The sequence below is a fragment of the Siccirubricoccus deserti genome, assembly GCF_014283215.1.
Taxonomy (GTDB): Bacteria; Pseudomonadota; Alphaproteobacteria; order Acetobacterales; family Acetobacteraceae; genus Siccirubricoccus; species Siccirubricoccus deserti.
Genome location: NZ_JACOMF010000004.1, coordinates 84,654 through 104,659 on the forward strand (window position 1 = coordinate 84,654; position 20,006 = coordinate 104,659).

Consider the following 20,006-nt stretch of genomic DNA (forward strand, 5'->3'; position numbering starts at 1 on the left):
CAGCCAGGTGAGGACTGAGCGTTGACGCGCGCCACGGCGCCAAGTGCTACCTTGAAGCCCGTCGCCCCACCGGAACCTGCCAGATATCCGCCGCATATTCGGCGATGGTCCGGTCGGAGGAGAACCAGCCCATATGCGCGGTGTTCAGCACCGCCGCACGCTGCCAGGACGCCGTATCGGCCCAGCGCGCATCGACCGCCCGCTGGGCGGCCCAGTAGCTGTCGAAATCGGCGGCCACCATGAAGAAGTCGTCGCCGCGCAGCGACGCCACCAGCTCGCGGTAGCGGCCCGGCTCATCCGGCGAGAAGACGCCGGACTCGATCGCCTCCAGCACCTCCTCCAGCTGCGGCGAGGCGGCGATCGCCTCGGCGCCTCGCGTCCCCGCGGCCCGCCGCGCCTCCACCTGCCCGGTTGTCATGCCGAAGATGTGGATGTTGTCGGCGCCGACCTGCTCCAGGATCTCGACATTGGCACCGTCCAGCGTGCCGATGGTGAGCGCCCCGTTCAACGCCAGCTTCATGTTGCCGGTGCCCGAGGCTTCCATCCCCGCGGTGGAGATCTGCTCCGAGAGATCCGCCGCCGGGACGATGATTTCGGCAAGGGAGACGTTGTAGTTGGGCAGGAAGGCGAGCTTCAGCGCGCCCCGCAGGGTCGGGTCGCTGTTCACCACCCGGGCGACGTCATGCATCAGCTTGATGATGAGCTTGGCGCGATGGTAGCTCGCCGCCGCCTTGCCGGCGAAGATTTTTACCCGAGGCACCCAGTTGCCCATGGGCTGGGCGCGGATCGCATCATACAGCGCGACGGCTTCCAGCACGTTCAGCAGCTGGCGCTTGTATTCATGGATGCGCTTGATCTGCACGTCGAACAGCGCGCCGGGGTCGACCCGAAGGTCGAGCTGGCTGCGGATCACCTTCGCCAGCGCCTGCTTGTTCTCCCGCTTCACCGCGGCGAAGCGGGCGCGGAAGCCGGCGTCATCGGCATGCGGGACCAGCGCCGTCAGCGCATCGGCATCGTCCAGCACGCGGTGGCCGATGGTCTCCGTCACCAGGCTCGTAAGGCCGGGATTGGCCTGGTGCAGCCAGCGGCGGAAGGTGATGCCGTTGGTCTTGTTCACCACCCGGCCCGGGGCCAGCGTATGGAAGTCGCGGAACACCGTCTGCTTCATCAGCTCGGTATGCAGCGCCGAGACGCCGTTGACCTTGTGCGAGCCGATGAAGGCCAGGTTCCCCATGCGTACCCGCCGCCCATGGCCTTCCTCGATCAGCGAGACGGAGGCCAGCAGCCGGCCATCATCGGAGTGGGTTGAGCGCACACTGTCCAGGTGATGTGCGTTGATCAAGTAGATGATCTGCATGTGGCGCGGCAGCAGCCGCTCCATCAGGGGCACCGGCCAGGACTCCAGCGCCTCCGGCAGCAAGGTGTGGTTGGTGTAGCTGAAGGTGTTCCGGGTCAGCTCCCAGGCCTCATCCCAAGGGATATCGTGCAGGTCGACGCAGATCCGCATCAGCTCGGCGATGGCGATCGCCGGATGGGTGTCATTGAGCTGGATCGCCACCTTGTCGGGCAGGGACCGCAGGTCGCCGTAGACCCGCAGATGCCGGCGCACGAGGTCCTGCAGTGCGGCGGAAGCAAAGAAATATTCCTGCCGCAGCCGCAGCTCCTGCCCCGCTGGGCTTTCGTCGGAGGGGTAGAGCACCTTGCAGATGCTCTCCTGCCGGACGCGGTCGGCCAGGGCGCCGACATGGTCGCCGTAATTGAAGGCATCCAGCTTCAGCGGGTCGATCGCCCGGGCCGACCACAGCCGCAGGGTGTTCACATGCACGCCGCGCCAGCCGACCACCGGCGTGTCATAGGCCACCGCTTGCAAGGTCTCCGCCGGGTGCCAGACATGCCGCATCCGGACTTCCGAGACCGGCACCGCCTCGACCGAGCCGCCGAAGCCGATGTCATGGGCGATTTCCGGGCGGGCGTATTCCCAGGGATTGCCGAAGGTCAGCCAATCCTCCGGGTACTCGCGCTGCCAGCCATCCCGGACCAGTTGGCGGAACAGCCCGTGCTCATAGCGGATGCCGTAGCCGAAGGCGGGGATGGAAAGGCTCGCCAGGCTTTCCATGAAGCAGGCGGCAAGCCGGCCAAGGCCACCATTGCCGAGCGCCGCATCCGGCTCAGCCTGCCGCACCTGCTCGAAATCGACGCCGAGCGACGCCAGAGCCTCCTTCACCACCGGGTCCAGCCGGAGGTTGCTCACGCAGTCGCGCAGCAGCCGGCCGACCAGGAATTCCAGGCTCAGGTAGTAGACCTGCTTCGCCCCGGTTTCGTAGGTGGCGCGCAGCTCCTCCAGCCAACGGTCGACGATGCGGTCGCGCACCGCCAGCGCCGTCGCCATGAACCAGTCGCGGTCGCGCGCGGCGGTGCGGCTTTTCCCCAGGTCGTAGGTCAGCTTGCGCAGAATGGTGTCGCGCAGGACCTCGGCATCGCGTGGTGCCGCAGTATCGGGATTAGGCATGAGATCCACGGGTTACACAGCCCCCTTCGCGCGACGGTCCAGAAGACCGTCGCAACACTGACTCTGCCAGATCGCCCCTTCCCATGGCGTTACGCGCATTGGTTGAGCGATCTTATGCTCGCAAGCGCGCTATTATTCAATCCGCCGTGATGCCGGCGGTCCGCACCACCTGTCGGCAGAGGTTGATCTCGCCTCGTTGGAAGGCGGCGAACTCAGCCGGCGTGCCGCCGGCCATTTGAAAGCCCAAATCCTGCAGCCGCGCCATGGTTTCCATTTGGAGTGATGATGCAACGATCCCGGCATGCACCCAGGCCAGCAGCGCTGGCGCCATCCCCGGCGGGCCATCGAGCACCTGCTAGGAATAGACCACGAATTCCCGTAGCTCCGCCTCGGTCGCGGTCGGCACCTCCGGCAGCAGCGGGCTGCGCGCTTCGGCGGTGGTCGGGATCGGCCGCACCCGCCCGTTGCGGATCTGGGGCACTATGGAGCCGAGGTTCGGCCGAAGCGTGACGTTGATCGCCCAGGTGCCGATCGGCGCATGCATAAGCGTGTAGCCATCCGGCGCGCTGCGGATGATTTGCGGGCGCCGACCCGCCGGTGGCGCCGGGCCGGTTCTCCATCGTCACCGGCTTGCCGGTCGCCTGCTGCATCTGCTGGCTGACGGCGCGGGCGATGATGTCACTGCCGCTGCCAGGCGCAAAGGGCACGATGATGAGGATGCCGCGGGCCGGCCATTCCTCCTGCGCCTGTCCTTGGGCCGACGCCCAGGCCACCGCCAACGGCAACCTCGTCCCCAGAACTCTGCGCCGCGTGATCAGGAATCGTTCCCTTTTTCCAGGCGTCCGGGCCATATCGGCGGTCCGCCCCTACGCCTGCCAATCCGCTGTGCCCCCGGCCGCAATCCCTTGATCTTCAGCGCCATTCCGCCGAGTCTCGGAGCCGGAACCGAAGTGGGGACAGATGAGCCTCAATACGCCTCGCCACATCCGCCTGACCTCCCACCCCGAGCCGCAGGCCCAGCGGTGGCGGCTGCGCTGGGGGGCGGCCGATCCGGCAACGCGCGGGCCGGTGATCGGCTCCGTCACCCGACCGGCCGATCGCAACGTCATCGGCACCCATGGCGGCTCCTACTCGCTGTACCGGGCGCTGGCCGTCTCCGCCGGCGCGCTGTCGCCGCTGCAGCGCCCGGACCTCGCCAACACCCACCCCGTCGCCGCCATCGGCCCGCATCCGCAATGGATGGAGCCAGGCAGGATCGTCTCGCTCGACCCCTGGGGCCATCTGGCGACCGAGGCCTTCGGCGACGCCATTGCCGAGGGCATCGACATCCGCCCGACCATCGCGGTGACCCGGGCGCGGCTGAACCTCGCCGAGCTGAACGCCGAGATCGCCCGCGGCCGGCTGGTGCCGGACGGGCGGGTGCTCCATCCGGGCGGCGATGTCTCGGTCACCAAGGCGGCGGTCGACCCGGTGTGGTGGCTGCCCGGCATCGCCGAGCGCTTCCAGACCAGCGAACATGAGCTGCGCCGCACGCTGTTCGAGCAGACCGGCGGCATGTACCCGGAGCTGGTCACCCGGCCGGACCTCGAAGTGTTCCTGCCGCCGATCGGCGGCATCACCGTCTATATCTTCGGCGATCCGGCGGCGCTGGCCGACCGGCGCGTGCCGCTGACCTGCCGGGTGCATGACGAGTGCAACGGCTCCGACGTCTTCGGCTCCGACATCTGCACCTGCCGGCCGTACCTGCTGCACGGCATCGAGGAGAGCGTGCGGGCGGCGCAGCAGGGCGGGGTCGGCCTCGTGGTCTACAACCGCAAGGAAGGCAGGGCGCTGGGCGAGGTGACGAAGTTCCTCGTCTACAACGCCCGCAAGCGGCAGCAGGGTGGCGACCAGGCGGCGACCTATTTCGAGCGCACCGAATGCGTCGCCGGGGTGCAGGACGCCCGCTTCCAGCAGCTGATGCCGGATGTGCTGCACTGGCTGGGCATCACCCGGATCCACCGCCTGGTCTCGATGTCCAACATGAAGCATGACGCGATGGTGGCGCAGGGGATCGAGATCGGCGAACGGGTGCCGATCCCGGCCGATCGGGTGCCGCTGGATGCCAGCGTGGAGATGGAGGCCAAGAAGGCCGCCGGCTACTACGCCCCGGAGGGCGCCGCCGACCTCGCCACGACGATCGGCCGGCCGTTGGGGGAGACGTGAGCCCTCATTCAATCGCGGATCGTCGGGGGACCGGAGCGTGAGCCAGTTTCGCCACACCCATCCGGCGGAAGCGCTACTGACACCGGAAGCGGTGCGCGGCCGCTCGATGGAACTCTATGCCGCGGCGCTGGATGGCCGCCTGCCCGGCTGGCGCCTGCACCCGGAGGCGCTGGCCGATTGCGCCGCCATGGTCGCCGCCGAGGTACGCGACCGCTACCCCGACCTCCGCGTGCCCTTCCATGCGCGCTGGCGGCATTTCGCCGTCGGCGGCATCGACCGCTGGGCGGCGCTGCGGGCGCTGGCGGCCTTCCCCACGCCCGCCTCCGAGGCCCGCGCCGCCTGCGACTTGGCGATCGTGTCCGTGCTGCTCGATGCCGGCGCCGGCATGGGCTGGCGCTACACCGAGGCAGGAACCGGCGCGGTGCTCGCCCGGTCCGAGGGGCTGGCGGTGGCAAGCCTCTCCATCTTCGCCCGCGGCGGCTTCGCCGAGGACGGCGTCTCGCCGCGCGCCGATGCCTCCCGCCTCGCGCGGATCACCGCCGCCGAACTGGCCGAGGGCTTCCAGGCCGGCGAGGCCAACCCGCTGGTCGGGCTGGAGGGCCGCGCCGCGCTGCTGCGCCGGCTGGGCGAGACGGTACTGGCGGCGCCCGCGGTCTTCGGCCGTGCCGATGCGCCGCGTCCGGGCGGGATATTCGACCTGCTGGCCGCGGGCGGCGAGTTGCCGGCGCGGGCCATCCTCATCGCCCTGCTGCGCCACCTCGGCCCGATCTGGCCGGGGCGGGAGCTGCTGGAGGGCGTGCCGCTCGGCGATTGCTGGCGGCATCCCGGCATCCGCCGCACCGATCCGACCAGCGGGCTGATCCCCTTCCACAAGCTCTCGCAATGGCTGGCCTATTCGCTGGTCGAGCCACTGCAGGCCGCCGGCGTCGTGGTGGTCGGGCTGGATGCGCTGACCGGCCTTGCCGAGTACCGCAACGGCGGGCTGTTCCTCGACGCCGGGGTCATCGCCCTTGCCGACCCCGAGGATGCGTCGCGGGAGCACCTGCCGGGGGCGCCGCTGATCGTCGGCTGGCGGGCGCTGACGGTGGCGCTGCTGGATGCACTGGCGCCGCTGGTGCGGGAGAAGCTGGGCGTGGCCGCGGCGGATTTCCCGCTGGCCCGAGTGCTGGAAGGCGGCAGCTGGTGGGCCGGCCGCCGCCTCGCCGCCGAACGCCGCGCCGATGGCGGACCACCATTGCGGGTTGCCAGCGACGGCACACTGTTCTGACCGATGAGGGGTTCCAATGCGCCAGGTGCATGTCGTCGACCATCCACTGGTGCAGCACAAGCTGACCCTGATGCGGGAGACCGAGCGCTCCACCCAGGGCTTCCGCCGGCTGCTGAACGAGATCGGCATGCTGCTGGCGTATGAGGTCACCCGCGACCTGCCGCTGGAGGAACACGAGATCCAGACGCCGGTAGCGCCGATGAGGGCGCCGAAGCTGGCCGGCAAGAAGCTGGTCTTCGCGCCGATCCTGCGCGCCGGCATGGGCTTCGTCGACGGCATGCTGGAGCTGGTGCCGAGTGCCCGCATCGCGCATATCGGCCTCTACCGCGACCCGAAGACCTTGCAGGCGGTGGAGTACTACTTCAAGGCGCCGCCGGATGTGGCGGAACGGCTGGTGATCGTGCTTGATCCCATGCTCGCCACCGCCAACAGCGCCGTCGCCGCGGTGGACCGGCTGAAGGAACGCGGCTGTCGCGAGTTACGGTTGGTCTGCCTGCTGGCGGCGCCGGAGGGGGTGGAGCGTTTCCACGGCGTCCACCCGGAAGTGCCGATCTGGACGGCGGCGATCGATGAGCGGCTGGACAGCCATGGCTACATCGTGCCGGGGCTGGGGGATGCCGGGGACCGGATGTTCGGGACCAGGTAGCGCCTGCGCCGGGGAGCGACCTGTCGAGCTCCGCCACGCCATCCACGGGCTTGATCCTCAGATCCCGGCCTCCTGCCACTGGGATGGCCGGATCAAGTCTGGCCATGACATTATGCTGCGTCGCAGAACGCGCGGCCACGCTAGGCAACTCGGTCGCTACGCCGCCTTCGCCTGCCCCGCCACCTTCGCCAGCGCCCCCAGCAGCTCCTTCGCCACCCGGACGCGCTGCGGCAATTCCATCTCCCGCAGCAGGGCCAGCTTATGGTCCGGCCGCAGCTTCACCAGCCCCTTCTGCGCCGCCACCCATTGCACCAGCCCGCCCGGATTGCGCGGCTGGTTGCGGTGGAAGCTCAGCACCACGCCCTTCGGCCCGGCGTCCAGCTTCTCGACGCCGGCAGCGCGGCACAGCCCCTTGATGGCGACCACCTGCAGCAGGTTCTCCACCTCGGTCGGCACCGGGCCGAAGCGGTCGGCGAGTTCCGCCGCCATCGCCTCGATCTCCGCCTCGCTCGCCAGCGTGCCGATGCGGCGGTAGAGGCCGAGCCGCACCGGCAGGTCGCGGACGTATTCCTCCGGGATCAGCACCGGCAGGCCGAGGTTGATGTTGGGCGTCCAATCGCGGGCGTAGTCCGCCTCGCCCTTCTTCTTCCGCCCCTGCCCTGCCTTGATGTCGGCAACCGCATCCTCCAGCATCTGCTGGTACAGCTCGATGCCGACCTCGCGGATATGGCCGCTCTGCTCGTCGCCCAGCAGGTTGCCGGCGCCGCGGATGTCGAGGTCGTGGCTCGCCAGGGTGAAGCCGGCGCCGAGGTTGTCGAGCGTCTGCATCACCTCCAGCCGCTTCTGCGCCGCCGCGGAGAGCCGGTGCTGCGCCGGCCAGGTCAGGTAGGCGTAGCCGCGCTGCTTGCCGCGGCCGACCCGCCCGCGCAGCTGATAGAGCTGCGCCAGGCCGAACATATCGGCGCGATGGATGATCAGCGTGTTCACCGCCGGCATGTCGAGCCCGCTCTCGACGATGTTGGTCGAGAGCAGGATGTCGTGCTTGCCGTCGCCGAATTCGGTCATCACCCGCTCAAGCTGGGTGGGGGCGAGCTGGCCATGCGCCTCGACGATGCGCGCCTCGGGCACGATCTCGCGCAGCCGGGCGGAGACCTTCGGCATGTCCTCGAGCCGGGGAACGACGCAGAAGATCTGGCCACCGCGGAAGCGCTCACGCTGGATCGCCTCGCGCAGCACCACGCCATCCCAGGGCATGATGAAGGTGCGCACCGCCAGGCGGTCGACCGGCGGCGTGGCGATGACGCTCATTTCCCGCACACCGGTGAGCGCCAGTTGCAGGGTGCGCGGGATCGGCGTCGCGGTCAGCGTCAGCACGTGAACGTCGGTCTTCAGCGCCTTCAGCTTCTCCTTGTGGGCGACGCCGAAATGCTGCTCCTCATCGACGATGACGAGGCCGAGGTCGGCGAATTCCACCCCCTTGCTCAGCAGCGCATGGGTGCCGACGACGATGTTGACGGAGCCGTCCTTCAGCCCCTCCTTCACCGCCGCCGCGTCCTTGGCCGTCACCATGCGGGAGAGCTGGCCGATTTTCACCGGCAGGCCTTCGAACCGCGCGGAGAAGGTGCGGAAATGCTGCCGCGCCAGAAGGGTGGTCGGCACCACCACAGCCACCTGCACCCCGGACATGGCGACGACGAAGGCGGCACGCAGCGCCACCTCGGTCTTGCCGAAGCCGACGTCGCCGCAGATCAGCCGATCCATCGGCCGCCCGGCCGCGAGATCCTCCAGCACATCGGCGATGGCGCGCTGCTGGTCGTCGGTCTCGGCGAAGGGGAAGCGGGCGCAGAACTCGTCCCAGGCGCCTTCCGGCGGCATCGCGGCGAAGCCGTCCTTCACCTGCCGCTCGGCGGCGATGCGGATGAGCTGCGCCGCCATGTCCTGGATGCGCTGCTTGGCCTTGGCCTTGCGGTTCTGCCAGGAGGTGCCGCCAAGCTTGTCGAGCGCGACGCCGGCGGTCTCGGTGCCGAAGCGCGACAGCACCTCGATGTTCTCGACCGGCAGGAAGAGCTTGTCGCCGCCGTCGTAGAGCAGCCGCAGGCAGTCGTGCGCGGCGCCATTGACGTCCAGCGTCTCCAGCCCGTCGTAGCGGCCGATGCCATGGTCCTGGTGCACCACCAGGTCGCCCTGCTCGATGCCCGTCGCATCGGCGATGAACTGGTCGGCGCGCTTGCGGCGGCGCGGCGGGCGGGCGATGCGCTCGCCCAGCAGATCCTGCTCGCCGACAACGGAAAGCCCACCGCCGGCGGCGTCCGGCGGGGCCAGGAAGCCACGCTCCAGCCCGAGGATCGCCAACCCCACCACGCCCTTCGGCAGCGCCGCCAGCCCTGCGGCGTCATCCACCGGCTGGGCGCCGACGCCATTCTCCCGCAGCAGATTCGCCAGCCGCTCGCGGGAACCGCGGGTCCAGGCGGCGAGCACCGGGCGGCGACCCTGCTGGACCATCGCCTCGGCGTGCTCGGCGAAGGCGTGGAAGACGTTCTGCCCGGCGGCGCGGGCCTCGGTGAACAGCCTGCCCGGTCGGCCGCCGGCCTCGATGCCCTCGGCGCCGTCGGGTCGGGCGAAGGGGCTGAAGCGGAACAGCGAGCCGGCCGAGAGCATGCGGTCCCAGGCGGCGCGGGTCAGGTAGAGCTTGCCAGGCGGCGCCGGGCGGTAAGGCACCTCGCCCTCCGGCCGCAGCGGGCTGCGGCGGGCGTCGTAATGGTCGGCGATCATCTCCAGCCGCGCCGCCAGCACCTCATCCGCCTGGTGGTCGAGGCTGAAGGAGGCGCCCGGCAGGTACTCCGCCAGCGTCTCCATCCGTTCGTGGAACAGCCCGGCCCAGTGCTCCATCCCCGGGTGCTTGCGGCCGGCGGAGACCGAGACATAGAGCGGATCCTCGGTCGCCGCGGCGCCGAACAGATCGACATAGGCGGTGCGGAAGCGGCCGATCGAGGCCTCGTCGAGGAAGACCTCGCCCACCGGGCGCAGCCACAGCTCGGCCAGTGCCTCGCCGCTGCGCTGGGTGCCGGTGTCGAAGCGGCGCAACCCCTCGATCTCGTCGCCGAACAGGTCGAGCCGGATCGGGTCCGGCTCACCGGCCGGATAGAGGTCGATGATGCCGCCACGGACGGCATATTCGCCTGGCTCCATCACCGTGCCGGTGCGGCCGTAGCCATTCGCTTCCAGGAAGCGGGTCAGCGCCTCCGGCTGCACCCGCCCGCCCTTCTTCAGCAGCATGGTGGCGCCGAGGAAGGCCTCGCGCGGCGGCACCTTCTGCACCAGCGCGTTCACCGTCGTCACCAGGATGCGCGGCCGGGTTGGCGGCTCCAGCAGCCGGGTCAGGGTGGCGACGCGCTCGGCGACGATCTCAGGGTTGGGCGAGACCCGGTCATAGGGCAGGCAGTCCCAGGCGGGGAAGCGGAGGACCTCGACATCCGGGGCGAAGAACCCCAGCGCCTCGATGAGCCGGGCGGTGCGGGCATCGTCGCGGCAGACATGCACCACCGGCTGGTCGGTCTCGGCCCGGCGGCGGGCCAGCAGCAGCGCATCGAAGCCTTCCGGCGCGCCGTGGATGGTCAGGCCAGGCGCGGCAAGGACTTCGCTCATGGGCGGCGCAGCCCCTCTGGCAGTCCGGCACCGGAGGCGGCGCATTCGACGGCCATGCGGTCCAGCATCGGGCTGCGACACTCCGGCGGGATGGGGCGGCGGCCGGAGAGCCAATCGGCCAGGTCCACGTCGGGGTACTCCAGCACCGCCTCCAGCTCATCCAGCTCGGCGGCGCTGAAGCCAGCGATATTGCGCTCGGTGAAGGCACCGATCATCAGGTCGGCCTCCTTCGTCCCACGGTGGCGAGCGCGGAACAACAAGCGGCGACGGCGGGGATCGAGCGATTCGGGGGCGAAGGGCATGTCGCGGGAGGGCATCTCCGGTGCCATATAGAGGCGCATGGGAATCCTGTCAGCCCGACGCGGCAGCCCCCGGAAGAGTTGCCGGACCCGATCAGCGTGATGCCAAGGGAAACCCCTGCCCTGGAGGCCACGGAGGATCAGGGCCTCGCGCCGCTCCTGGCGCCGCTCGCCAGCCTGCCCGGCATCGGCCCTGTCATCAGCAAGCGGCTGGTCGAGGCGGCTGGCGGCGACCGGGTGCGCGACCTGCTGTTCCATCTGCCTGAACGTTACGCAACCCGGATTCGCGTCGCCAGCCCAGCCGAGGCGCCTCCGGACGCCGAGGTGATCCTGCCTGCCCTGGTCGGGCCGATGCGCACGGCGCGCTCGCGGACCGGCCGGCCCTATGTCGAGGTCCGCGCCGAGGCCGCCGGCAAGCGGCTGCTGATCCGCTACATCAACGGTCGCGCCGAATGGCTGCGGCAGCTGCTGCCCGAGGCGACCGAACGGCTGTTCGCCGGCCGGGTGAAACCCGAAGGCAACATCTATTCCATGCTCAACCCGCTCTCCGCCTCGACGCCGGAGGGGCTGCCGGAGCTGGAGCCGGTCTGGCCGCTGGTGAAGGGGCTGAGCCTCCGCCATGTCGCCCGGGCGATGCGTGAGGCGCTGGCGCTGCTCACCGAGCCGCCGGAATGGCACGACCCGGCGCTGCTGCGGCGGGAGGGCTGGCCGGGCTTCGCCGCGGCGTTGCGGCAGGTGCAGGCGCCGGAGGCACTGCCGCCCCCCACCGCCCGCACCCGCCTTGCCTATGACGAGGCGCTGGCCGGCCAGGTGGCGCTGGCGCTGGTACGGCGGAGAGTGCGGCTAAGGCCGGGCCGGGCCCTCAAGGGCGATGGCACACTGCGGGTGAAGGCGCTGGCCGCCTTCGGCCATCCGCCGACGCCCTCCCAGACGCATGCGCTGGCCGAGATCGACGCCGACCTCGCGGCGCCGCACCGGATGCTGCGGCTGCTGCAGGGTGATGTCGGCTCCGGCAAGACGCTGGTGGCGGTGCTGGCGATGCTGCGGGCGGTGGAGGCCGGTGCCCAGGCGGCCATCATGGCCCCGACCGAGATCCTGGCGCGGCAGCATCTGCGCACCCTGGTCCGCCTCTGCATGCCCGCCGGGGTGCGGGTGGAGCTGCTGGCCGGCAGCGTGAAGGGCGCCCAGCGGAAACGCGTGCTGGCCGGCCTCGCCGAGGGCTCGGTCAAGATCGTCGTCGGCACCCATGCGCTGTTCCAAGAGGGGGTGGCGTTCCGCGACCTCGGTCTGGCGGTGGTGGATGAACAGCACCGCTTCGGCGTGGCGCAGCGGCTGATGCTGGCCGAGAAGGGTGATGCGGCGGACATGCTGGTGATGACCGCGACGCCGATCCCGCGCACCCTGCTGCTGACCCAATGGGGCGAGATGGCGGTCTCCCGCTTGCACGGCAAGCCGGCCGGGCGGCAGCCGATCACCACCACCCTGCACGGGCTGCGCCAGCTCGACCAGGTGGTGGCGGGGCTGGCGCGGGCGCTCGACCGCGGTGCCCGGGTCTACTGGGTCTGCCCGCATGTCGCCGAGAGCGAGGTGCTCGACCTCGCCGCCGCCGAGACCCGCTTCGCCGAGCTTTCCGCCCGCTTCCCCGGCCAGGTCGGGCTGGCGCATGGCAAGCTGGACCCCGAGTTGCGCGAGCAGGCGCTGCGCGACTTCGCCGCCGGGCGGACGAAGCTGCTGGTGGCCACCACCGTCATCGAGGTGGGGGTCGATGTGCCCGAGGCCACCGTGATGGTGGTGGAGCACGCCGACCGCTTCGGCCTGGCGCAGCTGCACCAGTTGCGCGGCCGGGTCGGGCGCGGCGCCGCCGCCAGCTACTGCATGCTGCTGTATGACGAGGGGCTCGGCCTCGGCTCGCGCGAGCGGCTGATGATCCTGCGCGACACCGAGGATGGCTTCGCCATCGCCGACGCCGATTTCCGCCTGCGCGGCGGCGGCGAGGCGCTGGGCACGAGGCAATCCGGCGCGCCGGTGTTCCGGCTGGGCCTGACCGAGGGCGAGGCGCAGGAAGGGCTGATCCTGATGGCCAATCGCGACGCCACCCTGCTGCTGGAGAAGGACCCGCTGCTGGCCGGGCCGCGGGGCGTGGCGGTGCGGCAATTGCTCCGCATCTTCGACAAGGATGCGGCGATGGCCTCGCTCCGCGCCGGCTGAGGCGTTGGCCCTCCGGATGCGGCGGCAATCGCCTCAGGAAAGCCGGGGACTATGCGCGGCCCGGCCTGATGGATTCCTGTGCTTCCCGTTCATTGGACGGGTGCGTTGGGGCATGACGCCCTGGATCCTGGCCCTGACCGATGTGCCCGGGCAGCTGGTCCGCTTCGTCCTGCTGCCTGTCCAGCGGTACGACACCGTGGACGCCGCTCCACTCGTGCAGGATCGCGAGTTCGGCGGATTGGCCGGCGGCAAGGCGTCAACATGAACCCCTGGCCGCCGAGTTGAACAAGGGCGGCGCCAGCGCCGCGATTGGCAGCATCCGCGGCGCGCAACCCCGCTCGCTATTGACACGGGGATCTACAAATGGCGCCGCCTGATCGAGAGTTTCTGCAAGATCGAAGACTTCGAGCGCGGCGCCCTACGCGGTGAAAAAACCGGCCGCAACGTCCCGGCCATGACCATCCGGTCGCCGCCACCATCAGTCGCGGTGGTCCTCAACAGGCCCTGGTCAGCGGCCGGTGAAGCTGGGCTTGCGCTTCTCCAGCATGGCGCTGACGGCTTCCTTGTGATCCTCGGTGCTGTGTGCGAGGGCCTGGAAGGCGGCGGACATCTCCAGCAGGGTCGAGAGCCTGGTGTGCTGGCCCTCCCGCAGCAGGCGCTTGGTCATGCGCACCATCTCCGGCGGGTTGGCGGCGATGCGGCCGGCCAGGGCGCGGGCGGCGTCCATCAGTTCCTCCGGCGGGACCACCTTGGAGACGAGGCGGACCTCCTTTGCCTCCTGCGCGTTCAGCACGTCGCCGGTGAAGCTCATCTCGCAGGCCACGGACATGCCGACGACGCGCGGCAGCAGCCAGGCACCGCCATCGCCAGGGACGATGCCGACCTTGACGAAGCTCTCGGCGAAGGCGGCCTTTTCCGAGGCGATGCGGATGTCGCACATGCAGGCGACGTCGAGACCGAGGCCGATGGCCGGGCCGTTCACCGCGGCGATGGTCGGCGCGTCGCACTCGTAAAGGGCATTGGCCATGGCCTGCACGCCGCGGCGGTAGTTCTCCCGCAGATCGGCGTGGCTGCCTTCAATGATGCCGCGACGGTCGCGCATCGCCTTGAGGTCGCCGCCGGCGCAGAAGGCAGTGCCAGCGCCGGTGAGAATGACGGCGCGCACGCTGCGGTCGCGGTTCACCCGCTGCACCGCGGCGACCACCGCATCGCAATCGCTGAAGGAGGAGATGGCGTTGCGCTTCTCCGGCGCATTGAGCGTCAGGGTGACGATCGCCCCGTCCTGCTCATAAGTGATGTAATCGGACATGTTGTCTCCTCGCTCAAACCCAGACCGGTCCAGGGGCGGTCCGCCCCTGCCGGGGATGCTTGCAGGGGCGCCGGCCCTTCAACCTAGCGCTCATCCCGCCCCGTAAGGTCGGCCCAAAGGACATCGCCCCCCCGCGCCAGCGCCGCCGCGCCGATGCGCCGGGCCCAGACGCGTTCCGCACCGAATCCGTCACGCCATTCCCACATCCGACGGGTGAAGAGGTGCAGCGCGTGCTCATCGGTGAAGCCAATGGCGGCATGCACCTGATGGACGATCTCGGCGCCTGTGCCGGCAGCCTCGCCGCAGACCACCTTGGCCGAGGCGATCTCGAATTCGGCGCCGGCCAGGCCGCGTCGCGCCGCCGCGCGCCCGGCGGTGGCGGCGGCGACGCCGGCCGACGCCACCTCCCCCGCGCAGCGGGCGAGCAGTTGCTGCACCGCCTGGAAGCCGCCGATGGCGCGACCGAATTGCTTGCGGGTGTTGGCGTATTCCACCGTCATGTCGAGCACCGCCTCCAGCGCCCCGGCGATGCGGGCGGCGTTCAGCAGCGCGCCGGCGAGCAGCCCGGCATCGGCCGGCAATGCCCCGGTGGCCAGCGCCGCCCCCGGGCCGGCGGCATCCGCCGGGTCGCGGGCATAGCCGGCGCGGCCTTCCTGCCCGGCGGGGCCGGCCCGCAGCGCCACCTCCCTGCCCTGCAGCACCGCCAGATGCCCGGCGCGACGCCCCCAGGCGACCGGCGCGCTGCCCACCGCCAAGCCGATGAGGCCGGACGGCGGGGCAATGCCAGCCTCCGCCAGCAGGGCCGCAGCGACCATGGATTCACCCAGCGGCAGCGGCGCGGCGTGGCGGCCGAGGACCTGCCACAGGGCCACCGCGTCGTCCCAGCCGAGGCCGGCGCCGCCCATGGCTTCCGGCGCCAGCGCCAGCGGCAGGCCAAGCGCCTCGGCCTCCGCCCAGAGCCTCTCGGGCCAGATGCCACGTTCATTCGCGCGCAGCAGATCCGGCCCGGCATTGTCGGCCAGCAGCCGGTCGACCTGCTCCAGCAGGATGGTGCGGAGTTCGTCGCTCATCTCAACGCAGCCCCAGCTGGCGGGCGATGATCCCGCGCAGGATTTCCCGCGTGCCGCCGCGCAGCGAATAGCTGCGCGCGACCATGGTCATGACCCGCTGCATCTCCTGCACCTCGGCCGGGGTACGGTCGGGGTCGAACAGGTTGCGCAGGGTCTCCGGCAGCGCCTGCTCGTAGTCGTTGCCGGCATCCTTCACCAGCGCCGCCTCGCGCGCCGGGGTCTGGCCATCCTGCAGCATGCCGGCGACCGCCAGCGACATCTGCCTCAGCGTGCCCGCGCGGGCCAGCAGCCGGCCCACCGTCTCGGCCGCGGCGGGCTCGGCGCGAAGGTCGTCGAGCGCCGCCGTCAGCAGCGGCAGGGAGGAGAGGTAGCGCTCCGGCCCGGCCCGCTCGAAGGCCAGCTCGGCGGTGGCCTGTTCCCAGCCATTGCCCTCCTTGCCCACCAGCAGGCTGTCGGGGACGAAGACATTGTCGAAGGTGATCTCGTTGAATCCCTCCTCTCCCACCAGGTCGAGGATCGGCCGGATGGTGAGGCCGGAGGAACGCAGGTCGACCAAGAACTGGCTGAGCCCCTGGTGCTTCGCCCGCGGGTCGGGCGGTGGGCTGGTGCGCAGCAGGGCGATCATGAAATCGCAGCGATGGGCGTTGGTGGTCCAGACCTTGCGGCCGTCGATCCGCCAGCCGCCCGGCACCTTGGTGGCGCGGGTGCGCAGGCTGGCGAGGTCGGAGCCGCTGTCCGGCTCGGACAGGCCGATGGCGAAGGCGAGGTCGCCGTTGACGATGCGAGGCAGGAAGTCGCGCCGCTGCTCCTCGGTGCCGAGGCGGAGGATGAGGGGCCCACTCTGCCGGTCGCCGATCCAATGGGCGCCGACCGGGGCACCGACGGCCAGCATCTCCTCCAGCACCACATAGCGTTCCAGGGCGGTGCGCTCGCCGCCGCCGTATGTCCTGGGCCAGGTCATGCCGACCCAGCCGCGCTTGGCCACCTCCCGCGAGAAGTCGCGGTCGAAGCCCATCCAGGAATAGCCGCGGACGGTGGGCGACCAGTTGCGGCCGTGGTCGGCCAGGAAGGCGCGCAGCTCGGCGCGCAGGGCCGGCGCTTCCGGCGGGGTGTCCCTGAGGTCGAAGCGCAGCGCGCCCATGGCGGTCCTCCGGTGGTTATGCTGCGCGCCGGAGCGAGGTCGCCGCGCCCCGGACGGGGCCGCGCGTCGCCCTGGCGGCAGGGCAGTTCGGAACATGGCCCCCGGTCAGGATCAGCCTGGGAGGGGGGTGCCCTTGGTGGCGCATTCCGCGCCAGCGCGCCACCCCCCTCGACAGCGCCGCATGGCACGGCTTTGCTCCGGCCAAAGCGATAGCGGGGTCGGCACCATGGATAAATTCGGGATTGGCCAGCCGGTGCGGCGCAAGGAGGATGTGCGGCTGCTGACCGGCCGCGGCACCTATACCGATGACATCGACCGGCCCGGCCAGCTGCACGCCTATGTGCTGCGCAGCCCGCATGCCCATGCCGCCATCCTCTCGATCGACACCGCGGAGGCCAAGGCGGCCCCCGGCGTCGTGGCGGTGCTGACCGGACATGATGCGGCGGCGGATGGCATCGGCCATTTCCCGGTGATGGTGGATGTGCCGGGCAAGGGCGGCACGAAGCTGTTCTCCACCCCGCGCGAGATCCTGCAGACACAGCGGGTGCGCTTCGTCGGCGACCCGGTGGCGCTGGTGCTGGCCGAGACCAAGGCAGAGGCGCAGGACGCCGCCGAGCTGATTCTGGTCGATTACGACATCCTGCCGAGCGTCACCGACACCGGCGCCGCCCTCGCCCCGGATGCGCCGGTGATCTGGGAGGAGAATGGCAGCAATCGCTGCGTGCTGTGGGACAGCGGACGCGAGGCCGAGGCCGAGGCCGGTTTCGCCCGGGCGGCGAAGACCGTTGCCGTGGAGCTGATCAACAACCGCCTGGTCGGCAACCCGATGGAGCCGCGCGTCGCCCTCGGCGAATATGACGCCGCGACCGGCGGCTACACGCTGCATTCGCCGACCCAGGGGGTGATGCGGGTAAGGGACGGGCTGGCAAAGCTGATCCTGAAGGTGCCGAACGACAAGCTGCGGGTGATCTCGCCGGATGTCGGTGGCGGCTTCGGGTTGCGCGGCAAGATCCACCCGGAATCCGGCATGGTGCTATGGGCGGCGAAGCGCACCGGCCGGCCGGTGAAATGGACCAGCAGCCGAACCGAGACCTTCATGTGCGACCCGCATGGCCGCGACCACGTGACCCGGGCGGAGATGGCCTTCGACGCCGATGCCAGAGTGCTGGGCGTGAAGATCCGCACCATGGCGGCGATGGGCGCCTATCTGCAGGATTTCGGCCCGCGCGTGCCGACCGTGGCGGGCGGCCGCATCATGGGCACGGTCTATGACATCCAGGCGCTCAACGCGCAGGTAAGCTGCGTCTTCACCAACACCTCCCCGACCGATGCCTATCGCGGGGCGGGGCGGCCGGAACAGGCCTATGTGCTGGAACGGCTGTTCGACCTCGGCGCCGCCGAATTCGGCATCGGCCGCGACGAGATCCGCCGCCGCAACTACATCCGGCCGGAACAGATCCCCTATACCAACGTCGTCGGCAACGCGATCGACAGCGGCATGTTCGCCGAGACGCAGGAGAAGGCGCTGGCGCTGGCCGACTGGGCCGGTTTCCCCGCCCGCCGCGCGGCCGCGGCGGCCAAGGGCAGGCGCCGTGGCATCGGCATCGGCTATTTCATCGAGGCCTCCGGCGGCCAGCCCAGCGAATGGGCGCGGGTGCGGTTCGAGGATGACGGAAGGGTGGCGCTGACCGTCGGCACCTTCAGCCATGGCCAGGGGCATGAAACCGCCTATGCCCAGATCCTGCACAGCAAGCTCGGCATCCCCTTCGACGCGGTGCGCTTCATCCAGGGCGACACCGCGGTGGTGGAGAAGGGCAATGGCACCGGCGGCTCGCGCAGCTCGCAGATGGGCGGCGTCGCCATCGCCCGCGCCTCGGAGCTGGTGATCGCCAAGGGGCGGCGGCTGGCGGCGCATCTGCTGGAGGCAGGCGTGGAGGATGTGGAGTTCGAGGCTGGGCTTTTCCGCGTGGCCGGCACCGACCTCAAGGCCACATGGCAGCAGGTGATCGAGGTGGCACGCAACCCGCCGGAGGGCGAGACCCCGGGTCTCGACGAGGCGCTGCTCTACACCCGCAGCACCGAGTGCAATTTCCCCAATGGCTGCCATGTCGCCGAGGTGGAGATTGATGAGGACACCGGCCAGGTGGCGGTCATCCGCTACGCCGCCGTCGATGACGTGGGCAATGTGATCAACCCGATGCTGGTGCATGGCCAGAGCCATGGCGGCATCATGTCCGGCATTGGCCAGGCGCTGCTGGAGCACGCGATCTATGACAAGGAGAGCGGGCAGTTCATGACCGCCACCTTCCAGGATTACTGCATGCCACGGGCGAGCGATGCGCCGAGCTTCGAGCTCGGCTTCAATATCGTGCCGTGCCCGAACAACGACCTCGGGGTGAAGGGCGCCGGCGAGGGCGGGGCCTGCGGCGCGCCCCCAGCCATCGTCTCGGCGATCTGCGACGCGCTGGGCATCGGGCATATCGACATGCCGGTGACGCCGGAGAAGGTCTGGCGGGTGCTGGCGGGGAGGCGGGCTGCATGAGCCAGACATTCATCCCCGCGGTCTTCATCCGCGGCGGTTCCTCCAAGGGTGTGTTCTTCCATGCGAAGGATCTACCCGCCGAGCGCGCCGCCATCGACCCGATCCTGCTCGGCGTGCTGGGCAGCCCCGACCCCTACGGCCGACAGCTGGACGGCATGGGCGGCGGCATCTCCTCACTCTCCAAAGGGGTGATCATCGGCCCGCCGACGCATCCGGAGGCGGATGTGGACTACACCTTCGCCCAGGTCTCGGTGGACCGGCCGGTGGTGGATTGGAAAGGCAATTGCGGCAACCTCTCCTCCGCCGTTGGCCCCTTCGCGGTGGATGAGGGGCTGGTGCCCGCCGCGGATGGCGAGGCGCTGGTGCGCATCCACCAGGTGAACACGCGGAAGATCATCCACGCCCGCTTCCCGGTGCGGGATGGCCGCGCCGAGGTGCAGGGCGATTTCGCCATCGCTGGCGTCGCCGGCACCGGCGCGCGCATCCGGCTGGACTTTCTCTCCCCCGGCGGCTCGCAATGCGCGGCGCTGCTGCCGACCGGCAATCCGGTGGATGTGCTGCAAGTGGAGGGCTTCGGCGCGCTGCCCGCCTCGCTGGTGGATGCGGCCAATCCGGCGGTCTTCGTCGATGCGCGCGACCTTGGCCTGACCGGCGCGGAATCGCCCGAGGCGATCGAGGCGCGGGGCGATTTGATGGCGCTGCTCGACCGCATCCGCCGGCTGGCCGGCGTCGCCATGGGGCTCGGCGCGGCGCCGGAGACGGTCGGCCTCGCCAGCCCGCGCATCGCGCTGGTGGCCGGGCCGCTGGCGGCGCGCACCCTGGACGGGCAGGTGCTGGACCCGGCGGGGCACGACATTACCGTCCGCATGCTGTCGATGGAACGGCCGCACCGCGCGGTGCCGATGACCGGGGCGATGGGCCTCGCCGTCGCCTGCCGGATCGAGGGCAGCATCCCGCATGCGCTGGCGACCAGGGGTGCGCGGCCGGAGGAAATCCGGGTCGCCCACCCCTCCGGCGCGCTGACCGTCGGCGCCGAGGTGCGGCAGGACAATACCGGCTGGCACGCCGACAGCGCGGTGGTGTTCCGCACCGCGCGGCGGCTGATGCAGGGGCAGGTGGCGGTGGCCGGCTGACGCACCCACCGGACCCTGTCGCCTTCACCTCT

Annotated in this window: 15 protein-coding genes; 7 read left to right on the forward strand and 8 right to left on the reverse strand. The window is 70.5% G+C overall.

What is annotated here, in order from left to right; all coding sequences use genetic code 11:
* Positions 1–46 precede the first annotated feature (46 nt).
* The 3 genes from H7965_RS05140 to H7965_RS30740 all read right to left on the reverse strand — a co-directional run bounded on the left by H7965_RS05140 (position 47) and on the right by H7965_RS30740 (position 3,053).
* Positions 47–2,509, reverse strand: coding sequence for a glycogen/starch/alpha-glucan phosphorylase (locus H7965_RS05140; RefSeq protein WP_186769639.1), 2,463 nt, complete (start codon positions 2,507–2,509; stop codon positions 47–49).
* A gap of 136 nt (positions 2,510–2,645) precedes the next feature.
* The gene (locus tag H7965_RS30735; RefSeq protein ID WP_261394081.1) at positions 2,646–2,774 is read right to left on the reverse strand and encodes a hypothetical protein; all 129 of its coding nucleotides are present in this window, start codon (positions 2,772–2,774) and stop codon (positions 2,646–2,648) included.
* A gap of 90 nt (positions 2,775–2,864) precedes the next feature.
* Positions 2,865–3,053, reverse strand: a complete 189-nt coding sequence (locus H7965_RS30740; RefSeq protein WP_229682470.1) for a tripartite tricarboxylate transporter substrate-binding protein — start codon at positions 3,051–3,053, stop codon at positions 2,865–2,867.
* A 416-nt stretch (positions 3,054–3,469) separates the two neighbouring features.
* On the opposite strand from H7965_RS30740, the gene H7965_RS05150 reads away from it, so the two are divergent.
* The 3 genes from H7965_RS05150 to upp are packed head-to-tail and all read left to right on the forward strand — an operon-like array spanning position 3,470 to position 6,627.
* Positions 3,470–4,714, forward strand: a complete 1,245-nt coding sequence (locus H7965_RS05150) for a GTP cyclohydrolase II (protein WP_186769477.1) — start codon at positions 3,470–3,472, stop codon at positions 4,712–4,714.
* A 37-nt stretch (positions 4,715–4,751) separates the two neighbouring features.
* Positions 4,752–5,981: a DUF1688 family protein gene (locus H7965_RS05155; RefSeq protein WP_229682471.1), complete on the forward strand. Its 1,230-nt coding sequence runs from the start codon at positions 4,752–4,754 to the stop codon at positions 5,979–5,981.
* A 16-nt stretch (positions 5,982–5,997) separates the two neighbouring features.
* Positions 5,998–6,627, forward strand: a complete 630-nt coding sequence (upp, locus tag H7965_RS05160) for a uracil phosphoribosyltransferase (protein WP_186769479.1) — start codon at positions 5,998–6,000, stop codon at positions 6,625–6,627.
* Positions 6,628–6,783: 156 nt separating this feature from the next.
* Here upp and mfd read toward each other — a convergent pair whose 3' ends face one another.
* A complete protein-coding gene (gene mfd / locus H7965_RS05165) occupies positions 6,784–10,272 on the reverse strand; it encodes a transcription-repair coupling factor (RefSeq protein WP_186769480.1) in 3,489 nt (1,162 codons plus the stop codon).
* Complete coding sequence (locus H7965_RS05170; RefSeq protein WP_229682472.1) at positions 10,269–10,613, reverse strand: FAD assembly factor SdhE; 345 nt, start codon at positions 10,611–10,613, stop codon at positions 10,269–10,271. The genes mfd and H7965_RS05170 overlap by 4 nt, the downstream gene beginning before the upstream one ends.
* A 60-nt stretch (positions 10,614–10,673) precedes the next feature.
* Between H7965_RS05170 and recG the strand changes: the two genes are divergently transcribed.
* A complete protein-coding gene (gene recG, locus H7965_RS05175) occupies positions 10,674–12,779 on the forward strand; it encodes an ATP-dependent DNA helicase RecG (RefSeq protein WP_186769481.1) in 2,106 nt (701 codons plus the stop codon).
* A 112-nt stretch (positions 12,780–12,891) separates the two neighbouring features.
* Positions 12,892–13,044, forward strand: coding sequence for a hypothetical protein (locus tag H7965_RS05180; protein ID WP_186769482.1), 153 nt, complete (start codon positions 12,892–12,894; stop codon positions 13,042–13,044).
* A 243-nt stretch (positions 13,045–13,287) separates the two neighbouring features.
* On the opposite strand, the gene H7965_RS05185 is transcribed toward H7965_RS05180, so the two are convergent.
* From H7965_RS05185 to H7965_RS05195, 3 genes are all read right to left on the reverse strand, one after another.
* Positions 13,288–14,088 (reverse strand): crotonase/enoyl-CoA hydratase family protein, encoded by an 801-nt coding sequence (locus tag H7965_RS05185; RefSeq protein ID WP_186769483.1) that lies wholly within the window; start codon positions 14,086–14,088, stop codon positions 13,288–13,290.
* 83 nt (positions 14,089–14,171) lie between these two features.
* A complete protein-coding gene (locus H7965_RS05190) occupies positions 14,172–15,158 on the reverse strand; it encodes an acyl-CoA dehydrogenase family protein (RefSeq protein ID WP_186769484.1) in 987 nt (328 codons plus the stop codon).
* A 1-nt stretch (position 15,159) separates the two neighbouring features.
* Positions 15,160–16,299, reverse strand: a complete 1,140-nt coding sequence (locus H7965_RS05195) for an acyl-CoA dehydrogenase family protein (protein WP_186769485.1) — start codon at positions 16,297–16,299, stop codon at positions 15,160–15,162.
* 226 nt (positions 16,300–16,525) lie between these two features.
* Here H7965_RS05195 and H7965_RS05200 point away from each other — a divergent pair, with 226 nt between their 5' ends.
* Both H7965_RS05200 and H7965_RS05205 read left to right on the forward strand, forming a co-directional pair.
* Positions 16,526–18,841 (forward strand): xanthine dehydrogenase family protein molybdopterin-binding subunit, encoded by a 2,316-nt coding sequence (locus H7965_RS05200; RefSeq protein ID WP_186769486.1) that lies wholly within the window; start codon positions 16,526–16,528, stop codon positions 18,839–18,841.
* Complete coding sequence (locus tag H7965_RS05205; RefSeq protein WP_186769487.1) at positions 18,838–19,974, forward strand: 2-methylaconitate cis-trans isomerase PrpF family protein; 1,137 nt, start codon at positions 18,838–18,840, stop codon at positions 19,972–19,974. The genes H7965_RS05200 and H7965_RS05205 overlap by 4 nt, the downstream gene beginning before the upstream one ends.
* Positions 19,975–20,006 lie beyond the last annotated feature (32 nt).

What these genes read in the sequence shown, in the direction of transcription:
- H7965_RS05140 (WP_186769639.1), bottom strand. Translation starts at nt 2,509, where the DNA reads ATGCCTAATCCCGATACTGCGGCACCACGCGATGCCGAGGTCCTGCGC.
- H7965_RS30735 (WP_261394081.1), bottom strand. Translation starts at nt 2,774, where the DNA reads ATGGCGCGGCTGCAGGATTTGGGCTTTCAAATGGCCGGCGGCACGCCG.
- H7965_RS30740 (WP_229682470.1), bottom strand. Translation starts at nt 3,053, where the DNA reads ATGCATGCGCCGATCGGCACCTGGGCGATCAACGTCACGCTTCGGCCG.
- H7965_RS05150 (WP_186769477.1), top strand. Translation starts at nt 3,470, where the DNA reads ATGAGCCTCAATACGCCTCGCCACATCCGCCTGACCTCCCACCCCGAG.
- upp (WP_186769479.1), top strand. Translation starts at nt 5,998, where the DNA reads ATGCGCCAGGTGCATGTCGTCGACCATCCACTGGTGCAGCACAAGCTG.
- mfd (WP_186769480.1), bottom strand. Translation starts at nt 10,272, where the DNA reads ATGAGCGAAGTCCTTGCCGCGCCTGGCCTGACCATCCACGGCGCGCCG.
- H7965_RS05170 (WP_229682472.1), bottom strand. Translation starts at nt 10,613, where the DNA reads ATGCGCCTCTATATGGCACCGGAGATGCCCTCCCGCGACATGCCCTTC.
- recG (WP_186769481.1), top strand. Translation starts at nt 10,674, where the DNA reads ATGCCAAGGGAAACCCCTGCCCTGGAGGCCACGGAGGATCAGGGCCTC.
- H7965_RS05180 (WP_186769482.1), top strand. Translation starts at nt 12,892, where the DNA reads ATGACGCCCTGGATCCTGGCCCTGACCGATGTGCCCGGGCAGCTGGTC.
- H7965_RS05185 (WP_186769483.1), bottom strand. Translation starts at nt 14,088, where the DNA reads ATGTCCGATTACATCACTTATGAGCAGGACGGGGCGATCGTCACCCTG.
- H7965_RS05190 (WP_186769484.1), bottom strand. Translation starts at nt 15,158, where the DNA reads ATGAGCGACGAACTCCGCACCATCCTGCTGGAGCAGGTCGACCGGCTG.
- H7965_RS05195 (WP_186769485.1), bottom strand. Translation starts at nt 16,299, where the DNA reads ATGGGCGCGCTGCGCTTCGACCTCAGGGACACCCCGCCGGAAGCGCCG.
- H7965_RS05200 (WP_186769486.1), top strand. Translation starts at nt 16,526, where the DNA reads ATGGATAAATTCGGGATTGGCCAGCCGGTGCGGCGCAAGGAGGATGTG.
- H7965_RS05205 (WP_186769487.1), top strand. Translation starts at nt 18,838, where the DNA reads ATGAGCCAGACATTCATCCCCGCGGTCTTCATCCGCGGCGGTTCCTCC.